Origin of the sequence: Aequorivita sublithincola DSM 14238 (assembly GCF_000265385.1) — a bacterium.
GTDB classification, from domain to species: Bacteria; Bacteroidota; Bacteroidia; order Flavobacteriales; family Flavobacteriaceae; genus Aequorivita; species Aequorivita sublithincola.
In genome coordinates, this window is the sequence record NC_018013.1 from 845,788 (window position 1) to 866,260 (window position 20,473).

20 protein-coding genes are annotated in these 20,473 nt (G+C 36.0%); 8 read left to right on the top strand and 12 right to left on the bottom strand.

Annotation, left to right across the window (positions count from 1 at the left end; genetic code table 11):
* Positions 1–30: 30 nt before the first annotated feature.
* The 9 genes from clpX to AEQSU_RS04115 form a co-directional block, all read right to left on the bottom strand.
* Positions 31–1,263, bottom strand: coding sequence for an ATP-dependent Clp protease ATP-binding subunit ClpX (clpX, locus tag AEQSU_RS04075; RefSeq protein WP_014781591.1), 1,233 nt, complete (start codon positions 1,261–1,263; stop codon positions 31–33).
* 27 nt (positions 1,264–1,290) lie between these two features.
* Complete coding sequence (gene clpP / locus AEQSU_RS04080; RefSeq protein WP_014781592.1) at positions 1,291–1,965, bottom strand: ATP-dependent Clp endopeptidase proteolytic subunit ClpP; 675 nt, start codon at positions 1,963–1,965, stop codon at positions 1,291–1,293.
* A gap of 110 nt (positions 1,966–2,075) precedes the next feature.
* Positions 2,076–3,395: a trigger factor gene (tig, locus tag AEQSU_RS04085; protein ID WP_014781593.1), complete on the bottom strand. Its 1,320-nt coding sequence runs from the start codon at positions 3,393–3,395 to the stop codon at positions 2,076–2,078.
* Between the two features lie 202 nt (positions 3,396–3,597).
* Positions 3,598–3,942, bottom strand: a complete 345-nt coding sequence (locus AEQSU_RS04090; RefSeq protein ID WP_014781594.1) for a phage holin family protein — start codon at positions 3,940–3,942, stop codon at positions 3,598–3,600.
* 88 nt (positions 3,943–4,030) lie between these two features.
* The gene (locus AEQSU_RS04095; RefSeq protein ID WP_014781595.1) at positions 4,031–5,563 is read right to left on the bottom strand and encodes an SGNH/GDSL hydrolase family protein; all 1,533 of its coding nucleotides are present in this window, start codon (positions 5,561–5,563) and stop codon (positions 4,031–4,033) included.
* Positions 5,564–5,581: 18 nt separating this feature from the next.
* Positions 5,582–6,832, bottom strand: a complete 1,251-nt coding sequence (locus AEQSU_RS04100; RefSeq protein ID WP_014781596.1) for an OmpP1/FadL family transporter — start codon at positions 6,830–6,832, stop codon at positions 5,582–5,584.
* 95 nt (positions 6,833–6,927) lie between these two features.
* The gene (locus AEQSU_RS04105) at positions 6,928–7,689 is read right to left on the bottom strand and encodes an alpha/beta fold hydrolase (RefSeq protein WP_014781597.1); all 762 of its coding nucleotides are present in this window, start codon (positions 7,687–7,689) and stop codon (positions 6,928–6,930) included.
* Between the two features lie 136 nt (positions 7,690–7,825).
* Positions 7,826–9,223 carry a GMC oxidoreductase gene (locus AEQSU_RS04110; RefSeq protein WP_342626267.1) on the bottom strand — a complete coding sequence of 466 codons (1,398 nt, stop codon included), beginning with the start codon at positions 9,221–9,223 and terminating at the stop codon, positions 7,826–7,828.
* Between the two features lie 232 nt (positions 9,224–9,455).
* The gene (locus AEQSU_RS04115) at positions 9,456–10,169 is read right to left on the bottom strand and encodes a pyridoxine 5'-phosphate synthase (protein ID WP_014781598.1); all 714 of its coding nucleotides are present in this window, start codon (positions 10,167–10,169) and stop codon (positions 9,456–9,458) included.
* Between the two features lie 88 nt (positions 10,170–10,257).
* Here AEQSU_RS04115 and AEQSU_RS04120 point away from each other — a divergent pair, with 88 nt between their 5' ends.
* From AEQSU_RS04120 to murI, 8 genes are all read left to right on the top strand, one after another.
* Entirely contained in the window at positions 10,258–10,914 is a 657-nt protein-coding gene (locus AEQSU_RS04120) for a CBS domain-containing protein (protein WP_014781599.1), read from the top strand.
* Positions 10,915–10,971: 57 nt separating this feature from the next.
* Positions 10,972–11,856, top strand: coding sequence for an NAD kinase (locus tag AEQSU_RS04125; protein ID WP_014781600.1), 885 nt, complete (start codon positions 10,972–10,974; stop codon positions 11,854–11,856).
* A 183-nt stretch (positions 11,857–12,039) separates the two neighbouring features.
* Entirely contained in the window at positions 12,040–12,729 is a 690-nt protein-coding gene (porG, locus tag AEQSU_RS04130; RefSeq protein ID WP_014781601.1) for a type IX secretion system protein PorG, read from the top strand.
* Between the two features lie 7 nt (positions 12,730–12,736).
* Positions 12,737–13,480: an undecaprenyl pyrophosphate synthase gene (locus AEQSU_RS04135; protein WP_014781602.1), complete on the top strand. Its 744-nt coding sequence runs from the start codon at positions 12,737–12,739 to the stop codon at positions 13,478–13,480.
* Positions 13,449–16,073: a BamA/OMP85 family outer membrane protein gene (locus AEQSU_RS04140; RefSeq protein ID WP_157429248.1), complete on the top strand. Its 2,625-nt coding sequence runs from the start codon at positions 13,449–13,451 to the stop codon at positions 16,071–16,073. The genes AEQSU_RS04135 and AEQSU_RS04140 overlap by 32 nt, the downstream gene beginning before the upstream one ends.
* 39 nt (positions 16,074–16,112) lie before the next feature.
* Positions 16,113–16,967: an OmpH/Skp family outer membrane protein gene (locus AEQSU_RS04145; RefSeq protein WP_014781604.1), complete on the top strand. Its 855-nt coding sequence runs from the start codon at positions 16,113–16,115 to the stop codon at positions 16,965–16,967.
* A 79-nt stretch (positions 16,968–17,046) separates the two neighbouring features.
* Positions 17,047–17,556, top strand: a complete 510-nt coding sequence (locus AEQSU_RS04150) for an OmpH/Skp family outer membrane protein (RefSeq protein ID WP_014781605.1) — start codon at positions 17,047–17,049, stop codon at positions 17,554–17,556.
* Positions 17,557–17,648: 92 nt separating this feature from the next.
* Positions 17,649–18,440, top strand: coding sequence for a glutamate racemase (gene murI / locus AEQSU_RS04155; protein WP_014781606.1), 792 nt, complete (start codon positions 17,649–17,651; stop codon positions 18,438–18,440).
* A gap of 30 nt (positions 18,441–18,470) precedes the next feature.
* Here murI and AEQSU_RS04160 read toward each other — a convergent pair whose 3' ends face one another.
* The 3 genes from AEQSU_RS04160 to AEQSU_RS04170 form a co-directional block, all read right to left on the bottom strand.
* Positions 18,471–18,980: a gamma carbonic anhydrase family protein gene (locus AEQSU_RS04160; protein WP_014781607.1), complete on the bottom strand. Its 510-nt coding sequence runs from the start codon at positions 18,978–18,980 to the stop codon at positions 18,471–18,473.
* Between the two features lie 70 nt (positions 18,981–19,050).
* Complete coding sequence (locus AEQSU_RS04165) at positions 19,051–19,689, bottom strand: hypothetical protein (protein ID WP_014781608.1); 639 nt, start codon at positions 19,687–19,689, stop codon at positions 19,051–19,053.
* A gap of 31 nt (positions 19,690–19,720) precedes the next feature.
* A complete protein-coding gene (locus tag AEQSU_RS04170; protein WP_014781609.1) occupies positions 19,721–20,452 on the bottom strand; it encodes a LytR/AlgR family response regulator transcription factor in 732 nt (243 codons plus the stop codon).
* Positions 20,453–20,473: the final 21 nt, after the last annotated feature.

Sequence of the window (20,473 nt, forward strand, 5' to 3'; positions counted from 1 at the left end):
AGGTTTTTACTTTTATAAGAATTACAATTTCTAAGAAACTGCCTTCAACTTTTTAAGTGTTGATTTGTTTAATTTATCCTCGGCATACTCTTTTGTTACGTGGACAGTTTTTTCATCCGTTCCTGGCATTTCATACATTGCATCGGTGAGAACCGCTTCGCAAAGTGAGCGAAGTCCTCTTGCTCCAAGTTTGTAATCTATAGCTTGTTCTACAATAAAATCGAGAGCTTCTTCAGTTATAACGAAATCTATTCCGTCCATCTCAAACAGTTTTTTGTACTGTTTTATGATAGCGTTTTTAGGTTCTGTAAGAATTGCTCGCAATGTTTCCTTATCTAAAGGATTCATATAAGTTAAAACAGGAAGACGACCTATTATTTCAGGAATCAAACCAAAATCCTTTAAATCCTTTGGAATAATGTAGCGCAGCATATTGTCCTTCTCCATCTGGTTTTCCTTCAAGGAAGCTGTAAAACCAACTGCTTGCATATTTAAACGTTTTGAAATATGACGTTCAATACCATCAAAAGCACCACCAGCGATGAAGAGAATATTTTCAGTATTTACTTCAATGAATTTTTGGTCTGGATGTTTTCTTCCTCCTTTTGGCGGAACATTTACTGTAGTTCCTTCCAAAAGTTTTAATAATGCTTGCTGAACTCCTTCACCACTTACGTCGCGTGTTATTGAAGGGTTGTCACTTTTACGGGCAATTTTATCAATCTCATCAATAAAAACGATTCCGTTTTCGGCTTTTTCAAGGTTATAATCTGCGGCTTGTAGTAAACGCGTTAGGATGCTTTCAACATCTTCACCTACATAACCAGCTTCGGTCAAAACCGTAGCATCAACTATTGCCAAAGGAACGTTTAACATTCTTGCAATAGTTTTTGCGATTAATGTTTTTCCAGTTCCAGTTTGTCCAACAATGATGATATTACTTTTTTGTATTTCAATATCATCGTCGCTTTTTGGTTGAAGTAAACGTTTATAATGATTGTAAACCGCTACAGACATTACTTTTTTAGTGAATTCCTGTCCAATTACATATTCATCCAAAAAGGCTTTTATAATCTTTGGTTTCTTCAGCATTAAATCTTTGGAAAGTTCCGTATTTCCAGAATGCAAAGCCTCCTCGGCAACAATACCGTGGGCTTGTTCAATACAACGGTCGCAAATGTGGGCGTCCAATCCTGCAATTAGCAAGCTGGTTTCCGCCTTTTTACGGCCACAGAAGGAACATTCTAAATCTTCTTTCGACATATTATCTTTTTTCAAAAAATCTATTTTTTAGCTTCGTGTCAATATTTCGTCAATCATTCCGTATTCTAGCGCTCTATCGGCCTTCATCCAATAATCACGGTCGCTATCTTCGTAAACCTTATCGTAGGTTTGTCCAGAATGTTTTGCGATTATTTCGTAAAGTTCTTGTTTCAAGGTGATGATTTCACGTGCTGTAATTTCAATATCGCTTGCCTGCCCTTGAGCTCCGCCCAAAGGTTGGTGAATCATTACTCGAGAGTGTGTTAAACCACTGCGTTTTCCTTTTTCACCTGCACAAAGTAAAACTGCTGCCATTGAAGCGGCCATTCCTGTACAAATTGTTGCAACATCTGGTTTGATGAATTGCATTGTATCATAAATTCCCAAGCCAGCGTAAACACTTCCTCCTGGAGAATTGATATAAATTTGAATATCACGAGCCGCATCTGTACTTGCCAAAAATAATAATTGAGCCTGTACAATGTTTGCAACTTGATCGTTAATTCCGGTTCCTAAAAAAATGATTCTATCCATCATTAAACGTGAAAAAACGTCCATTGCCACGGCGTTCATTTGGCGTTCTTCAATAATATTTGGGGTCAAGTTTGTTGGGTACATACTACTTATAATTTTATCGTAGTACATATTATTTATTCCTTGATCTTTTGTAGCAAAGTTTCTGAATTCGTTACTGTAGTTCATAAATGTTTGTTCGTATTAAAAATTTACTTTCCTAAAGAGGAAAATGTTAAATTAAAAAGGCGTTAAATTGTAAAAATTCAACGCCTAAAGATAACTATTTCTTCGCTAAATTATGCGTAAGCTTCCTTGATGAATTTATCATAAGTAATCTCTTTGGTCTTCAGTTTTGCGTTTTCCTTGAAGAAATTTAGCAATTTAGCAGAGTTTAACTGTTCGCTTAGACGCTCAACTTCTTCTTTATTTGAAAGAATTCGTGCTGTAATAGATTCCATTTCTTCATCAGAAGGATCCATCTGGCCATACTGCGCCATTTGTGCTTTTATCATATTTTTTGAATAGTCTTTCAACTCGTCAAAAGTAACTTGTAGTTTGTTTTCTGCGCGAAGTTTGCCTTCAATTAACTGGTAACGAAGTCCTTTTTCGCTTCTCTCAAATTCAGCTTTGGCATCTTCTTCAGAAAGTCTTTTTTCGCCACTCATTGCTATCCAACGTTGTAAAAATTCTTGTGGAAGGTCAAATTTTGTGTTTTCAATTAAAGATTCAACCACATCATTCAACAATTTTTGATCGCTTTGTTGTGCGAACTGTCCTTCTGCGTCTTCCTTTATTTTTGCTTTCAATTCTTCTTCTGAAGAAACTTTGCCTTCACCAAAAAGTTTATCAAACAATTCTTGGTTCAATTCTGCCATTTCGCGTTTGTTCACTTCTTCAATATTAAAAGAAACTTCAATATCTAAACCGTGTGCTTCGTCGTGCGCAACGCCCAAATATTTTTGATTGTCGTGATCGTCAGCAAACATTCCTTTTGTTTTCAAAGTAACGGTATCGCCAACTTTAGCGCCGATTAGACTCTCAAGTTGTTTTTTGCCAGCAATTTCATCAGTAGAAAGTGTGGTTTTCTTTTCAATTTCTTTTTCAGTTGAAGTGAAAGTTCCTGTTATTTCGTCACCTTTTTCAACTTCTTTTTTCGAAATTAATTTTCCGTATTGTTTACGTATGGTCTTTACTTGATTGTTAAGCATTTCATCGTCTGCAACAATTTTGTATTGCAACACTTCTTTGCCTTTAACATCTACATTGAATTGTGGCGCAAGACCTAATTCAAACTCAAAGCTATAATTATCGTCATCCCAATTTATTCCCGCTTCGTTCTTTGGAAGCGGGTTTCCTAGGATATCCAATTTTTCTTCAGTAAGATATTTATGAAGAGCGCCTTGCAAAACCTTGTTTACTTCCTCAACCAAAACTGCTTTTCCGTATTGTTTTTTAACCATTCCCATTGGGATTTGGCCTTTTCTGAAACCTGGAATGTTGGCGGTTTTCTTGTAATTATTCAAAACTTTTTCAACGTTTGCTGAATAGTCTTCTTTTGAAACTTCTACTGTAAGTACAGCATTCAGTTTGTCAATTTCTTTTTTTATAATGTTCATCTTTTCTCTTCTGAATTTCGGGATGCAAAAGTACGGATTTTTGCAAAACTCAACAAACATTTGCAAACTGTTGTTGGTAAATGACCAAAGACCGCTTCGCTATAGGACGTAAGATATAAGACTAAAATAAATTTTACCTTAAATTATTTAGGGTTTGATGATATTTGAAAGTGAAATATTTAAGCAATTTTTCTAACGCAAACTATTTGTCTTCAGGTAAAAACGAAAAAAGTAAAGATTGAAATAGTGAAAGCAAAAGGCTGAAAAGAAGTGCCCACCAGATTGAATTTACATTAAATCCGCCAATAAAGTAATCTGCCATTAAAATGATTATTGCATTGATTATAAGTAGAAAAAGTCCAAAGGTAACAATTGTGATTGGCAGCGTTAAAATTACTAATATAGGTTTCACAATCAGTCGCAACAAAGCAATAACGATTGCTACAATGATTGCGGTGCCATAACTTGCAACAGATACGCCAGGAAGGATTTTTGCCAGAACAACAACTGCTATTGCTGTAAGGAGTAATTTTATTATTAGTTTCATCTTTTGAAATTTAAGTTGAATTTAAAGATAAAAAAACCGCTCTCAATTGAGAACGGTTTTTAGCAAACTTATCTGAAATATTTCTAAATTAATTATTATGAAGCGTAACGGTTGCATAATTACCTATGTGCACCATTGGGATTGTTGCACCATAAGTATCGTTAATTGATTTTATGATTAAGTTAGCAGTGTAAGCATATCCTCTTGGAGTTGGGTGAACACCGTCCAATGAAAATGCACCACCAGTTACAAACTGTGAAGTAAGAATTCCACCGTCATAAGCAATACCACCAGTTGAAAGTCTTGCCAATGCAGACTTCGCATCAACATAAGCCAATCCTTTTGCACCTGCAAGGGCCTGAATAGTTGCATTATATGCCGTGCTTGCAGCCGTAATACGTACTTGCTCAGAAACAGCCAATACAAATTGATCACTAAGCGGAATTGAAACACCAATTACACCTTGTGGGTTGCTTGGATCTGGAGTCGTTCCCAAAACAGAAGCAGCAGTTAACACAATAAGATCATCAGGCTTTACTTGGCGCAATTGACCCAATAAAGTTGCTAAAGGAGCAGGCAAACTAAATGGAGGACCTTGCAAAATAGCTGTTAAATCAGTAAGATCATCATCCGTCATAATCGGGAAGTTTTGACCTGCGGTGAAATTAATCATACGCAAAGCAGCTTCTTCAGGAGAAATAACACCTAATCCCGCCAAACCTGGCAATACTTGTGTATTGTATGCTGAAAATTGTGCGTTCAATGCTCCAGCGGTAGCAGCATCCAAAGGGATGGCATTGGTTGGAACCGTTGTGAAATAAGGAATAGAAGTTACTTCAGGAATATTAATCAAAACACCTTTTGCTCCGCCACCAGTTAATGCATCAACTTGTGCACTGTAAACAGAAGCGAAAACGTTCGGATCTGTAATATCATTACCCCCATAAGTTGTAGGGTCAAAATTTCCAGTTTGGTCAACTCCTGAACCTCCAGAAGTTGCATAACTTAATATATCGTTATTTCCAATCCAAAGACTAAAAAAAGTTGGGTTCTGGGCTACTGCATCGCCAATTACTGTTGCGCTTTCACTACTTGCAAAACGCACAAAATATGGGTTTGCCGCACCAGCTGCAACTCCAGCTAAACTTCCATATCCTGGAGCCACTAAGTGAAAACTCTTTGCTCCTGGCACACCCATGTTGTTATATGTACTTTTTAGATGGTTGGAAATATCTGTAGTTGAAGTTCCCACCAAACGCACAGGGCCAGGTTTGCCATCAGGACCTACAGCCAATACAAATCTATTTTCTGTAAGTGGCGCTCCACCTAACACTAACCCTCCAACATTATCACTCATTAAAGGTTGGTAGAATTCACCACCGCCTGCAAAAGCAAATTGTTTTGCCATGATGTTTGGATAACTGTTTTTCTGACCTGTAATATATAATGCACCATCGGCATATCCTGCGGTCAATGAGTTTCCAACGGAAACATATTTTGAAAGGTTTGCCGTTCCGCTACTGTAAAATCCGTCATCGGTAATTGGGCTATCAAATTCTGGATCGCAACTTACCAAGCCAACGGCCATAATTGCGATTGTATATTTTAGTATATTTTTCATTTTTGAGAAGTTTTTCAATTATAGTTTATAAGTAAGCCCTAATCCTGGAACGAAAGCATTGGTTTTGTAGGTTCCGCTGAAAGGAACTGCCACTCCATTTTCGTAATAATAGTTGTATGAAGCATCAACCTCTTTTGAGTGAACATAAAGGAATGAAGCATCTATTTGAAGATGACTTCCAACATTTACCGTTAAACCAGCTGTAAAGTTATCGCTATCGTTACGCGGTGTTTCTGGAGCAAAATAACCATCACGAACTGGAGATCCGTCAAAATAATAACCTGCTCTTAACGTGAACATCTTGGTTGCGTCATATTGCATTCCAAAACGATATGCAGATGAGTTTTTATAATTACGTGCATTTTTTGAATCTGGAATATCTGCTTTTGCGAAATCTATATCCAAAGATTGGTAAACATCCCAAAAAGTGCGATTAAAATCAAAAGCGAAAGTCCAATTTTCACAGAAATCGTAAGACATACCTACAGTCATTTCAGCAGGTAATGGCAACGATGCTTTTATAGAAGTATTTGCAAAAGGCGTTAAAGGCGAGTTTGGAATATTTTCAAATTCGGCAGTACCGTCTTCAGCATCAAGGATAATTTCAGAGCGGTAAGTAGCACCAACGTGAAGTTTTTCAGTTGGGTTGAACATAGCGCTTGCTACCCATCCCCAGCTGCTTACTCCAGAAGCATCAATCGTTACGTTTGAACGATTTCCTTCTAAATCAGTAAGAGTACGGTTTAAGTTTCTGTTGAAATTTACAGAACCCGTAACATAAATAGGTCCACCACCAAAACTCAATTTATCATTTATTTTGAAGGAGACGGTTGGCTGAAAATAAATTGCCGCAAGATCTATATTGTTCACTAAATGCGAACCTGCCCAGTCATCTTCATATTTCACTGAGCTTCCGTAAGGTGTGTAAACACCAAGACCGAATGCTAACCAATCTGTTGCTTTGTAGGAAGCGTACACATAAAATGGCGTGCCTACTGGACTGTCTGTTCTAGCATTAGCGCCTGTAGCAGTATCCTGATATGCAATGTTTGAAAACACACCGTGTGCCCCAACAGTTATGTTAAACTTGTCTTCTAGATAAACCAATCCTGCGGGATTAAAAAACACAAGTTCGCTACTGTTTATAACAGCAACGCCCGTGTGGCCCATAGCCAGAGCTTTATTACCCTGCAAACTTACACGGTAACCGCCTGCATAAGTAACCGCACTTGCAAGTGCAAAAACGGCAAGTATTAATAATTTCTTCATAGTTGTAATTTCTTTAGAGTTAATTTCTGAGGATTAAGGATAAATAATTCTTTTTTTTAATTTATTATGCACGCATAAGAAACTTTGTTACAATATTATAAAAAATTCATAACATTATCATAAAATTCTTCGGGATTTTCGGCTTGAAGCCAATGCCCAGCTTTTGAGATTGTTTGGATAGTGGCTTTAGGAAAATGTTTTTTAATTAAAAGCTCGTCCATAGGTTCAATATAACCACTTTTTTCACCACCTAAAAAAAGCGTATCACCTTTAAAAACAGCGCCTTCAGAAAGCGCTACGCCAACCTCCTCTATTTTTTCTGAAAGAACGGGTAGGTTAATGCGAAGTGCTAATTCTTCTTTAGTTTTTCGGTAAAGATTTTTAAGAAGAAATAATCGAGTGCCTTCGTCTCTTATATATTCTGAAAGAATATCTTCAGCTTCGCCGCGAGATTTTATTTTTGAAAAATCTAACATTGATAGCGCCTTCAAAATATCTTGATGATGTTGTGGATATGCTTTTGGACCAATATCTGCAACAATCAATTTTGAAACCATTTCAGGGTACTTTACTGCAAACTGCATCGCCACCTTGCCACCCATTGAATGACCGAGCAAAATGATGTCTTTTAAATCGTGTTCTTCGCAATACTTTTTTAAATCTTCAGCCATCACTTCATACGAAAATTCATCGCTATGAAAACTGCGTCCGTGGTTGCGTTGATCCAAAAGATGTACTTCGTAACCATCTTCCGCCCAACGAGTGCCGAGGGTTTTCCAGTTGTCGCTCATACCGAGAAAACCGTGGAGAATTACAAAACATTGGCCTTTGCCGAGAATTTGTGAGTGTAGGGTCATATTAAAAAAAATCTAATCTTAATTTTAAAAGTATTAATCTTAGGCTATAGACTATCAAGAGAAATTTAATCTATTGAAGTATGCCATAAATCATTTGCAGTTTTCCGCTATAATAAAGCAATTGTATTTTTCACTATTATAGTCGTGTCACAAACTTTTCAAGTTCATTTTTAGTAGGTATTTGATCCATTGCACGTTCCGCAATAGCTGTTATTGATAAAGATGGATTTACGCCTGGATTTGCAGAAATCATAGAGCCATCTACAATATATAGATTTTTATATCCAAAAATGCAATTGTTTTTATCAATAACACCTTCCGAAGTATTTTCTCCCATTACAGCACCACCTAAAATATGTGCGGTAGACGGTATACCTGCAATTGTTTCTAATGCAAATGAAGTACTCACGCCATTTACCTCTTTACTGTATTCTTTAATCAATTTAACGGATTCTGGAATAAATGGTGTTGGTTTTTTTCCGGAACTAACCGTTGAACCCATATACCCAAAAATATTTCTCTTAAATTTAAGCGTGCTATCTAAGGTTTGCATGAAAAGGAGTACTACTGTCTTTTTTGCCCAGCTATTTAAAAAATAAATTTTGAAATACTTGATAGGTGATTTTAGTAACGAAACAAATATCATTGCTATACGAGAAAAAATATTTTTGTCTGTAACATAAGGTAAATGCAGAAGTTTCCAGGCATTAGAGCCTTCGGAATATCTAACAACTTCTAGATGACTATTCTCGTCTGTGTCTAAAATGCTGCCAATTGCCACACCTCTAGAATAATTTTTATCTTTTTCAAGACTAGAGACACTCACCAAGGTTTCATTATTGGTTCTTATGTCTTCCCCTAGTTTATTAGATATGTTAGGTAAAGATGTAGTCTTTAATTTCAGAAGTAGTTTGATGGTTCCTAACACACCACCAGAAAAAATAACACCTTTACTTTTAATTTTTCTTCTTTTAGAAAAGAATTTTGTGCTAGTTTTTATAGATACTTCGTAACCATTTGCTCCATCTACAGTATTTAATGGACTAACACCATAGACTTCATTTTCGGCTAAAATTTCAGCACCATATTTTTGAGCAAGATATAAATAGTTTTTGTCTAAAGTGTTTTTAGAATTATTTCTACAACCCGTCATACACGCACCACAAAAGTTGCAGCCGGTTCTTTGAGGTCCTAAACCTTCAAAATAAGGATCATCTTTGGTAACATTTTCTTCTCCAAAATACACAGCAACATTGGTGGCGTCAAATTTATCTTCCAGACCTAGCTTTTGGGCAACTTTTTTCAGCCCAATATCTCCGTCAAACAGTTTAGGATTTTTAGCAGCTCCAAGCATTTTTAGAGCTTCTGTATAGTAGGGTGCTAATTCATTTTCCCAATCATTAAGCTTACTCCAGCTACCCGTTTTAAAAAATGTTGATTTCGGAATGGGTAATGTATTGGCATAAACTAAGGAACCTCCTCCAACTCCTGTTCCTGAGAGAACCGCTACATGCCGGAAAATAGTTAATTTCATAATACCGAAAAAACGGAAGCTAGGTAGCCATAACCACTTTCTAAAATCCCAGTTGGTTTTAGGAAAGTCTTCAGCTTTAAACCATTTTCCTTTTTCAACTACTAAAACCTTGTATCCTTTTTATGATAATCTTAAAGCACAAACCGAACCTCCAAAACCACTTCCGACTATAATATAATCATATTCCATTTTCTGCTATTGTAACGTGTATGTATTTGAGAGTAGCGTAATATTAATTAAGCTTTATTAAATATGCTGAAATAACTTTCTCCAACCCATCATAAAGTGCCTCGCTAATCAGCGCGTGCCCAATGCTAACCTCTAAAAGTCCAGGAATATTTTCCTTGAAAAATTTAATATTTTCTAGTGAAAGATCATGACCTGCATTTATACCCAAATTCAAATTATTTGCTAGTATTGCACATTCTGTATATGGTTTTATGGCTGCTTTGTTGCCCAAAGAATATTGGTCGGCAAATTCTTCTGTGTAAAGTTCAATTCTGTCTGTTCCTGTTTCGGCGGCGCCTTCAATCATTTTTAAGGTTGGATCTACGAAAATTGATGTGCGGATTCCGTTTCGTTTAAATTCAGAAATTATTTCCTTTAAATAATCCTTATGCTTCACTGTATCCCAACCAGCATTTGAGGTAATTGCATCCACAGCATCAGGAACAAGGGTAACTTGCGTAGGTTTTATTTTTAAAACCATCTTTGTGAAATCATCCATCGGGTTTCCTTCAATGTTATATTCTGTGGAAACTATGGATTTTAAATCATACGCATCTTGATACCGAATGTGGCGTTCATCAGGCCTTGGGTGGATTGTGATTCCTTGTGCACCGAATTTTTCAATGTCTGCCGCAACCCGCAACAAATCAGGAACATTTCCGCCTCGCGCATTACGCAACGTGGCAATTTTATTTATGTTTACGCTTAGCTTTGTCATTTCTTTGTGTTAGAATTAACAAAAATACAAACCTTACAGCGCTTACTGAACCTTTATTTTAAGTAATTTGCATTAAAAATAATTTCCGATGGAAACCTTGAATTACATCATTAACGATATTGAACCCTTTGACGTTTCAACGCAAATAAAGGACGTGCAGAACGTTTTCAACCAACTCACTTATTCGCACGTGCCTGTTGAAAAAGATGGTCATTACATAGGTTGCGTTTCTGAAAATGATGCCTATTGTTTTGACAATAAAAAATTATTGAGTGATTTTCAATATGCTCTGGAGCCTTTTCATGTGCTTGAAGACACGAATTGGCTAGACATTTTGGAAGCCTTCGCGTTGAACAATAGCAACATTATGCCAGTGCTTGGAGCAGAAAATAATTATTTGGGTTATTATGAATTGGGCGATATTATGAGTCTTTTCAACAACACCCCATTTTTGAATGAAACTGGCGGAATCATTGTGGTTGAAAAAGGAATTCAGGAATATTCGTTTAGTGAAATATGCCAAATTGTGGAAACAAATGGAACACGGATTTTCGGGCTATTTATTTCAAATATTGAAAATGACAATGTTCAAGTTACCGTGAAAGTAGGCCATACGGCTATGAATAGCATAGTTCAAACTTTTAGAAGGTATAACTATAACGTGATAAGCCATCACGAAGAAGACAAATTTTTAGAAGATTTAAAGGAAAGATCTGAATATTTGGATAAGTATCTTAATATTTAGTAGTCAGTCGCAGTATTCAGTAAACAGTAGCAATATTCAACAAATAGTTAAGCTTAAATGAAAATAGGAATCTACGGACAGTTTTATCACGAAAATTCTGAAATCTATATTCAGATGTTGCTAGATGCGCTTCAAAAGAAAGAAGCCGAAGTGCTTATTGAAGCAAACTTTCTCAACATCATAAATCAAAACCAGGACATCACAAAAAACTTTTCGGGATTTTCCACTTTTACTGAATTGGATTCAAGTTTTGATCTTTTCTTCAGTATTGGCGGGGATGGAACTATTTTGAAATCTGTAACTTTTGTAGCAGATTTAGGCATTCCAATTGTTGGAATAAATACTGGACGACTCGGTTTTTTGGCTACAATTCAAAAAGAAGAGATGACTGAGAGCCTAAACCAGATTTTGGAAGGCGAATATTCTATTTCTGAAAGAAGCTTGCTCACGGTAGAAACTTTTCCGAAGAGCGATGATATACAACCCTTAAATTTTGCGCTTAACGAAGTGGCGGTTAACAGACGCAACACAACGTCTATGATAAAAGTTGAAACGCTTGTGAATGATAAATATCTCACTTCATATTGGTCCGACGGTCTTATTGTAGCGACTCCAACTGGTTCCACTGGCTATTCTTTAAGCTGTGGTGGACCAGTGATTGACCCTGAGGCCAACAATATTGTGCTTACGCCAATCGCACCGCACAATCTTAATGCTCGGCCATTGGTGTTACCAGACTCTTGTGTTGTTTCTTTAAAAGTTTCGGGACGCGAAAATACATTTTTGGTATCTATGGATTCGCGCATTGTTACTTTAGAAAACGAAACCACAATCATTATTAAGAAAGCGCCATTCACAATTAAATTACTTCAACTTCACGATGACAGCTTTATAAAAACGCTGCGCAAAAAACTTTTGTGGGGAGAAGATAAAAGGAATTAAAACTCTTCGACAAAAGAAAAGGTCGCAACCAATGACTTCACAATTTTTTACACCGCTTGCATTATGAATTAGCTGACTTCATAAACAATAAAATCCATCAAAATTTGTTAATCAACTGAGACAAATTGGCTTCCAACAATGTCAAGCCAAGATTATTGTTATATTTGCAAACTTTTAAATTATATGAAGTACTTCGCGACTGTATTTTTAATACTCTCCACTGTGTTTATAGCGCAATCACAAACCTACGAAATTGGCGGAATGATTGGCGGCGCAAACTATATAGGTGATGTTGGTAAAACAAACTACATTAATCCAAATAGTTTGGCTTTAGGTGGTATTTTCAAATGGAACCGAAGCACAAGACACTCCTTTAGAGGTTCTTTTATGGTTGCAAAAATAAAAGGAGACGACTCTCAAAGCTCCAACAGCCGTAGAAATCAACGTGGCTATTCCTTTGAAAATACAGTGAAAGAATTATCTATCGGTATAGAATATACCTTTTGGGATTTTAATGTTCACGCTCAAAAATCGATTTCAACACCTTATCTATATACTGGACTTACAGGTTTTACTTATACCGCACTTCATAGAAGAGGCGAAAATATTGTAGAATATGACAATGCATCAAGTATTGCCATACCAATGATAGTAGGGTTTAAAGCAAACATTAGTCAAAACGCTATGTTTGGTTTTGAAATTGGAGCTCGCTACACATTTACAGATGATCTTGATGGAAGCAATCCAGTAAAAGGACTTAAAGATGATCAAGGCGCTAAATTCGGTAACATAAATAATGACGATTGGTATGTATTCACTGGGGTAACCCTTACTTTTGCCTTCGGAAGAAAGCCATGCTATTGCAATTTTTAAGATAAAAATGGAACCTAAAGACCAATTAGATAAAGACCGATTACCACAACATCTCGCCATAATTATGGATGGGAACGGTCGTTGGGCAAAACAAAAAGGTCTTTTCCGCTCTATTGGTCATGAAAATGGCAGCAAAGCAGTTCGTGAAATTGTGGAAGGTTGTGCTGAAATAGGAGTTCCATTTTTAACACTCTATGCTTTTTCAACAGAAAACTGGAATCGTCCAAAATTGGAAGTAGAGTTGTTAATGAAACTACTGGTTTCTTCGCTTAAAAAAGAGATAAAGACATTAAACAACAACGATATTAAACTAAATGCCATCGGCAATCTAGATGCTTTACCAAAAAAAGCACATAAAGAATTGATGGACGTAATAGATAAAACAAAGAATAACAAGCGAATGACTCTTACCCTTGCTCTTAGTTATGGTTCTAGGGAAGAAATTACAAAAACAATAAAAGAGATTAGTCTTAAAGTTAAAAATAACCTAATTTCGCCGCATGATATTGATGAAACGGTAATAAATAATCATCTTTACACGCAAAATTTACCAGATGTTGATTTATTGATCCGCACTAGTGGCGAACAGCGTATCAGTAACTTTCTGCTTTGGCAAATAGCGTATGCCGAACTGTATTTTACTGAAACACTTTGGCCGGATTATACTAAAAACCATCTTTTTGAGGCAATATTAAATTATCAAAACAGAGAAAGAAGATTTGGAAAAACCAGTGAACAACTTAAACAATAGTTCCCTATTGCATACATACAGAAAATCTTATTGTATTTTATTATTTACAATACTTTCCGTTTTTACACTACAGGCACAGCAAAAAGAACTTGATAGCGGTGACAAATACACCATAAATAAAATAACCGTTTCTGGAGCCCAGAGCTACAACGAACAAACTGTTATTGCTTTTACTGGTCTTAAAAAAGGTGACCGAATTTATATTCCAGGCGAAAAATTGAGTCAAGTAACCAAAAAACTTTGGGAGCAAAACCTTTTTAGTGATATCGCTTTTTATGTAACTAACATAGATGGCGATTCTGTAGATTTGGAACTATATATTGTAGAATTACCAAAACTTCACGAGGTAACCATCACGGGGCAAGGTGTACGTAAGGCAAAGCGTAAGGAAATAATTAAGGATAACGACCTTACGGCTGGGACAAAAATCACAGAAAACCTAATTACTACCACAAAAAATTACATCACAAACAAGTATAAAAAAGATGGCTTTTTTAATACAGATGTTACTGTTACGACCACACCATTTAAAGATTCTACTGGTGTAGAGATTTCTAAAAACATGCTTATTGACGTAAATAGAGGAAAGCGTGTTAAAGTGAAAGAAATTAATTTTGAAGGAAAAGAACATTTCACTGATGCTAAATTGCGTCGTTCGTTGAAAAAAATTAAACGAAAAAACTTTTTCCGTGTTTGGAAGCGTTCAAAGTTTACCGAAGAAGGATTTGAGGAAGACAGAGCATCACTTCTTAAGAAATACAAATCAAGCGGATATCGCGATGCACGTATTCTTAGTGACACTTTGAGAATTCTTGACAAAAAGAATATAGCTCTCGATATTAAACTAGAAGAAGGAGACAAATATTATTTTGGAGATATAAAATTTATCGGAAATAGCGTATTTACAGATAGTCAATTACGTCAAGTATTAGGAATAAAAAAAGGTGAAGTTTACAATGGCGTTTTGTTGCAAGAACGTATTGCAGACGATTCAGCACCTGATGCAGAAGATATTACCAATCTTTATCAAAACAACGGGTATCTTGCCGCACGTATTAACCCTGTGGAAGTAGCCGTTCGCAACGATACTATAGATTTTGAAATCAGGATTATTGAGCGCAGTCTTTTTTACTTTGACCATGTTACGGTTGTAGGAAACGATCGAACCAACGACCATGTTATTTATAGAGAATTAAGAACTCGTCCAGGCCAAAAATACAGTAAACGCGATGTTGTTAGAACAATTCGTGAATTGGGACAATTAGGCTTCTTCGACCCAGAACAACTGAAACCAGATTTCAAAAAAGTAGATGAAAACAACGGTCTTGTTGACTTAGAATATTCTCTAGTTGAAAAAGGTTCTAGTCAAGTTGAACTGCAAGGAGGTTATGGCGGTGGAGGCTTTGTGGGAACGCTAGGTCTTTCGTTTAAAAACTTTTCACTTAACAATATTTTCAACTTAAAATCATACAGACCACTACCAATGGGAGACGGTCAGCAACTATCCATTAGAGCCCAAGCTAGTGGCTACTATCAAACCTATAGCTTATCGCTTACCGAGCCTTGGCTGGGAGGAAAAAGACCTGTACAATTATCAACGTCTTTCTCTCATACCATCCAGAATTTTTATGATTATAACAACAGAAGAGCAGATAAATCAAGAAGTTTCACCATTACAGGTGGTTCTGTAGGTCTTGCTAAAAAAGTAAAATGGCCAGATGATTATTTTGTTTGGTCCAACGCGCTTAGTTTCCAACATTACAACCTTAATAATTACAACACAGGATTGTTCACCTTTGGAGATGGGTATTCAAACAACTTGGCATATACTATAGGTATTAGCAGAAATAACACTGCTACCAACCCTATTTATCCTACCCAAGGTTCTGACTTCAGTCTAACTGCAAAAATGACACTTCCGTATTCTGCATTTAATAGTGTAAACTATAAATCTTTGGCTGAAGATAGAGCGTTACAGGAAGGAATAATCAATAATACTTCCTCTAATTCAGCACAAGTTGTGAATGCTAGAGAAAGAAGGTCTTCTATAGATCAAGAGCGTTTTAAATGGTTAGAATACTATAAAATTAAATTCAAAGGAACATGGTACACTCGTATTTACGAAAAATTAGTGCTTCGTACCAATACTGAAATTGGATTCTTGGGAGCATACAACCAAGACCGTGGTGTTCCTCCATTTGAAAGATTTTTTGTAGGTGGTGATGGTATGGGAGCTTATAGTTTGGATGGTAGAGAGGCCATTGCTTTAAGAGGATATCCAAATCAATCTTTATCTGATCCAGACGGAAATACGATTTACAATAAATTTTCGTTAGAGGTAAGATATCCAATTACTTTAGCACAGATGGCATCCATCTATGTGCTTGGTTTTGCGGAAGGTGGAGCATCCTATAGTGGATTCAAAGATTACAATCCTTTTGAGTTAAAGCGTGCAGCTGGCGCAGGATTACGTATATTTATGCCTCAATTTGGATTATTAGGCATCGATTTTGGTTATGGATTCGACCCTGTTTTGGGAGGAACAGAGCCACATGGATGGAAAACTAGTTTTATAATTGGACAGTCATTTTAAAAACTGGCACGATATTTTCTTAAACAACAACCAAATAATATGAAGACAAAAAAAATACTCTTTTTCACAATTGCCGTTTTTTGCTTCACCTTCATGGCCGAAGCTCAAAGAGGCGTTCGTATAGGATATATTGATATGGAATATATCTTAGAAAGCGTTCCTGAATACAAAGAAGCTTCCATACAATTAGAAGGGAAGGTACAACGCTGGAAACAGGACATCGAAAAAAAACAAAAGGAAATTGATCAAATGAAATTGAACCTTGCTAATGAAAGGGTTCTTTTAACGAAAGAATTGATTGACGAACGCGAAGAAGAAGTAAAAATTAAAGAAGACGAAATGCTTCAATACCAACAAGACCGTTTTGGTCCAAATGGTGATTTGATGATCCAGAGAAGACAGTTGGTTCAACCAATTCAGGATCAGGTTTTCAATATTGTTCAGGAAGTTGCAGAAAACAAAAAGTATGATTTCATCTTTGATAAATCTGCAGATGTTGTTATGCTCTTCGCTGCAAAAAGAAACGACATCAGCGATTTAGTACTTAGAAGCATTGAACGCGCTGGAAGAAGAGTACAGGCCGCAGACAAGAAAGAAAAACGCGAAATCGAACAACGCGATAAACTTTCACTTGAAGAAGAAGGAGTTGTTACCGAAAAGGAAAAGGCAGTTCAGGAAAAACAAGAGGAACGCGAAAAGATTGTTGAAGCTAAAAAATCTGAGCGTGAAGATATGATGGCTCAACGTCAAATAGAGCGCGATTCACTGCGAGCTGTGAAAAAAGCAGAATTTGATTTGCGACGTCAAAAAATTATTGAAGAAAGAGAACAAAGAAAAGATTCCATATTAAACGCCCGTCAAAATCAAAACAATACTCCAAAAGGAGACGGTTAATTGTTAAAGATAATAGCTTAAATCATTAATACCTTTTTTTTAAATAAATAACACTTAAATAAATTAAATACACTTACAAATGAAAAAAATGAAAACGTTACTAGTTGCAATTGTACTTTTCGTAGGAGCAACAAGTTTTATGAACGCTCAATCCAAAATAGCACATATCAATGCTCAGGAACTAATTGAATCTATGCCAGATTACAAAGCTGCACAAGGTCAATTGGAAAAGGTTCAAAAGACGTATGACACAGAGATCAAAGCGATGGCTAAGGAATTAGATACTAAAGCCAAGCAATACGATGGTGAAGCTTCAACAAAAAGTGATGAAGAAAACCAAAAAAGATTCCAAGAAATTCAAGGAATGCAAGAAAACATCCAAGCTTACAGACAACAAGCTCTTCAGGATCTAGACAAGAAAAGAACAGATATTTTCAAGCCAATTCTTGAAAAAGCACAAGCTACAATACAAAAAGTAGCTAAGGCCCAAGGATTTCAATATGTATTGGATTCTACCGTAGGTAGCGGCGTTATCCTTGCAGATGGTAAAGACCTTATGGCTGATGTTAAGAAAGATTTAGGAATGTAATTCTTTTTACAACTATAAATTTTAAAAACTGCCCGTTAATCGCGGGCAGTTTTTTTATGCCCTAATTTGAAGTATTTAGCTATTTTTACTTGATGGATAAAAATAATCCCATAGGCGTTTTTGATTCTGGTGTTGGGGGTTCCTCTATTTGGCAGGAAATCCATAAACTGCTTCCGTTTGAAAATGTTATTTATCTAGCAGACAGCAAAAATGCACCTTACGGAAATAAATCTTCAGAAGAAATAATCGCTCTCAGCATCAAAAATGTTGAAAAATTACGGGAATTAGATTGCAAAATAATCGTGGTAGCTTGCAATACTGCAACCACCAACGCAGTCTGGACACTTCGAGAAAATTATAAAATTCCTATTATAGGTATAGAACCAGCTATTAAACCAGCGGCGCTTCAAACCACTTCAAAAAGCGTCGGAATCTTAGCTACAAAAGGAACACTCAGCAGCACACTTTTTAGCAAAACGGCAAAGGAATTTACAAAGGATATAAGCGTAGTCGAAATTATTGGAGAAGGGCTTGTTCTTTTAATTGAAGCTGGAAAACTTGATAGTCCAGAAATGATTTCTCTTTTGAAAACACACACCAAACCAATGATTGAAGCCAATATAGATTACCTGGTTTTGGGCTGCAGCCACTATCCGTACCTCATTCCGCAGTTGAAAAAAATACTTCCTGAAAACGTAAAAATCATCGATTCCGGCGAAGCTGTTGCGCGACAAACAAAAACCGTACTACAAAGTTTAAATTTACTCCGTGAAGAAAACACAACCCCTAAACTTCAGTTTTATACAAATGCAGAAACTGATACTCTAAAATTATTGCTGAAAGATTTTGCTGAAAAAATTTCTATAGAAAAACGCGATTTTTAAAACTACCCGCTACCCTCTACCCTCTAAAAACTATTTAAACCACGAAGAATACATCACATAATTATTGGCGATGCGTTCAATTTCGCCTTTGGTAAGTTCTGGACTTATATCCTTAATTTTTTTAGCAGGAATTCCTGCGTAAATACTTCCACTCTCGACCCTTGTATTTTTTGAAACTACAGCTCCTGCGGCAATAATCGTATTACTTTCCACTACACAATCGTCCATAACAATGCTTCCCATACCAATCAAAACATTGTCGTGAATGGTGCAACCGTGAACTATGGCGTTATGACCAATCGAAACGTTATTTCCTATAGTTGTTGGCGAAGTTTTATACGTTGCGTGAATTACAGCGCCATCCTGCACGTTCACTTTATTGCCCATTTTGATGAAATGTACGTCACCACGAATCACGGCATTGAACCAGACACTGCACTCGTTGCCCATAACCACATCGCCAACAATAGTCGCGTTTTCAGCTATAAAGCAATCTTCAGGTATTTGAGGGTGTTTTCCGTTTACTGGTTTTATTATCATATTTTCTGGTTTTTGGTTTCTGGCCTCTTAAATAAATAACTTGTCTCGTAGTTCAATTCTTATAATATTTTCATGATACCCAGAGGTTTATTTCAGTCAATATTTTCCACTTTCCTTTTATCATTTCAAAAATGACTATGCTTCCAGAACCACATAAACTTCCACAATGAATTCCATAATAAGTAGCTGCAAATTGTCCTTTGTAATTAACTTGTGAGAATTCGACAACTTTATTTGTTCCGTATTTTCTTTCAATTCGTTTCCAAGCTTTTCGTAAAGACCTATATCTTCCAAAGTACGAACTAAACTTTCTATCTGTAATTGATTTAATTTCGATTAATGGTTTTTCCAATAATTCCGATTTAATTTTTGGATGTTCAGATTTGTCAGACGTTAATTGAGTAATTACATTTCTTAAATCTTTTTCTTTAATAATTCTTTTTAAAAATGTTGTGTCTTTGTAGGTCATACTATAAAGCATACTCAAATCTGATTTTGTAATCGTATCAGTTTTATGGTCAAGAATTTCGTAGTTTCCATCAAATTCATCCATAAATTGTTCAATCAATACAATCTTTTCCTTTTCAGATTTATTTCCCAATTCCAAGCGTTGAGTTAAAATCAAAGAATATATTTCATAATCATCATCCCTCGTTTGAGAAAATAATAATTGAGAAAAAAATATTATTAACGCTAGTAGTTTCTTCAAAATTATTAATATCTAAAATTTGATTATTATTTTATCCAAAATAAGCTAACAAATCCTTCTTCCTTGAAGGACTCACCATTATTTCTTTCCCGCTGGAAAGAACTACGCTTCCTCCTTTTCCTTTTTTGTATTCCGTGATTTCATTCACATTTACCAGATAGGATTTATGAACTCTTGCAAAACCATTTTCTGAAAGGGAATCTTCAAAATATTTCAAGGTTTTGCTCACCAATCGCTTTCCAACTTTTAAATGAATCTGCGTGTAATTATCATCGGCCTGGCAATACAATATATCTTCCATCTGAAGCACTTCAAAACCATTTTGCAAAGGAATTGTAATCTTCCCAACAACTTGCGTCTGGAGCGGCTTTAAAATGGAATTCTGAAGATTGTTTTCCTTTTCCTTTATTTCATTCACATAATCTACGGCTTCTATCAACTTATCTATGGAAATTGGTTTCAGCAAATAATAGGAAGCGTGTGCGTTTAAAGCATCCATTGCGTAATGATTGTAGGCCGTTACAAAAATGGTTTCAAACTGCCTATCGCCTACTTTGTCCAGCAAATCGAAAGCATTTCCGTAAGGCATTTCTACATCCAGAAAAACTACATCCAAATCGTTTTTTCTGATTAAGACCAGGGCTTCATCTACATTTGCAGCTTCACCTTTCAACACTATATTTGGACAGTATTTTACCAAATAATTCCGTAGAATTTCACGGCTGGTTTCTTCATCTTCTACAATTATTGCGTTTAGTTTCATATTCCATTATTTAATCCTTCC

What these genes read in the sequence shown, in the direction of transcription:
- AEQSU_RS04145 (WP_014781604.1), top strand. Translation starts at nt 16,113, where the DNA reads ATGAAGACAAAAAAAATACTCTTTTTCACAATTGCCGTTTTTTGCTTC.
- AEQSU_RS04100 (WP_014781596.1), bottom strand. Translation starts at nt 6,832, where the DNA reads ATGAAGAAATTATTAATACTTGCCGTTTTTGCACTTGCAAGTGCGGTT.
- clpX (WP_014781591.1), bottom strand. Translation starts at nt 1,263, where the DNA reads ATGTCGAAAGAAGATTTAGAATGTTCCTTCTGTGGCCGTAAAAAGGCG.
- AEQSU_RS04135 (WP_014781602.1), top strand. Translation starts at nt 12,737, where the DNA reads ATGGAACCTAAAGACCAATTAGATAAAGACCGATTACCACAACATCTC.
- murI (WP_014781606.1), top strand. Translation starts at nt 17,649, where the DNA reads ATGGATAAAAATAATCCCATAGGCGTTTTTGATTCTGGTGTTGGGGGT.
- AEQSU_RS04115 (WP_014781598.1), bottom strand. Translation starts at nt 10,169, where the DNA reads ATGACAAAGCTAAGCGTAAACATAAATAAAATTGCCACGTTGCGTAAT.
- AEQSU_RS04110 (WP_342626267.1), bottom strand. Translation starts at nt 9,223, where the DNA reads ATGAAATTAACTATTTTCCGGCATGTAGCGGTTCTCTCAGGAACAGGA.
- porG (WP_014781601.1), top strand. Translation starts at nt 12,040, where the DNA reads ATGAAGTACTTCGCGACTGTATTTTTAATACTCTCCACTGTGTTTATA.
- tig (WP_014781593.1), bottom strand. Translation starts at nt 3,395, where the DNA reads ATGAACATTATAAAAAAAGAAATTGACAAACTGAATGCTGTACTTACA.
- AEQSU_RS04170 (WP_014781609.1), bottom strand. Translation starts at nt 20,452, where the DNA reads ATGAAACTAAACGCAATAATTGTAGAAGATGAAGAAACCAGCCGTGAA.
- AEQSU_RS04120 (WP_014781599.1), top strand. Translation starts at nt 10,258, where the DNA reads ATGGAAACCTTGAATTACATCATTAACGATATTGAACCCTTTGACGTT.
- AEQSU_RS04125 (WP_014781600.1), top strand. Translation starts at nt 10,972, where the DNA reads ATGAAAATAGGAATCTACGGACAGTTTTATCACGAAAATTCTGAAATC.
- AEQSU_RS04105 (WP_014781597.1), bottom strand. Translation starts at nt 7,689, where the DNA reads ATGACCCTACACTCACAAATTCTCGGCAAAGGCCAATGTTTTGTAATT.
- AEQSU_RS04150 (WP_014781605.1), top strand. Translation starts at nt 17,047, where the DNA reads ATGAAAAAAATGAAAACGTTACTAGTTGCAATTGTACTTTTCGTAGGA.
- AEQSU_RS04090 (WP_014781594.1), bottom strand. Translation starts at nt 3,942, where the DNA reads ATGAAACTAATAATAAAATTACTCCTTACAGCAATAGCAGTTGTTGTT.
- AEQSU_RS04160 (WP_014781607.1), bottom strand. Translation starts at nt 18,980, where the DNA reads ATGATAATAAAACCAGTAAACGGAAAACACCCTCAAATACCTGAAGAT.
- clpP (WP_014781592.1), bottom strand. Translation starts at nt 1,965, where the DNA reads ATGAACTACAGTAACGAATTCAGAAACTTTGCTACAAAAGATCAAGGA.
- AEQSU_RS04095 (WP_014781595.1), bottom strand. Translation starts at nt 5,563, where the DNA reads ATGAAAAATATACTAAAATATACAATCGCAATTATGGCCGTTGGCTTG.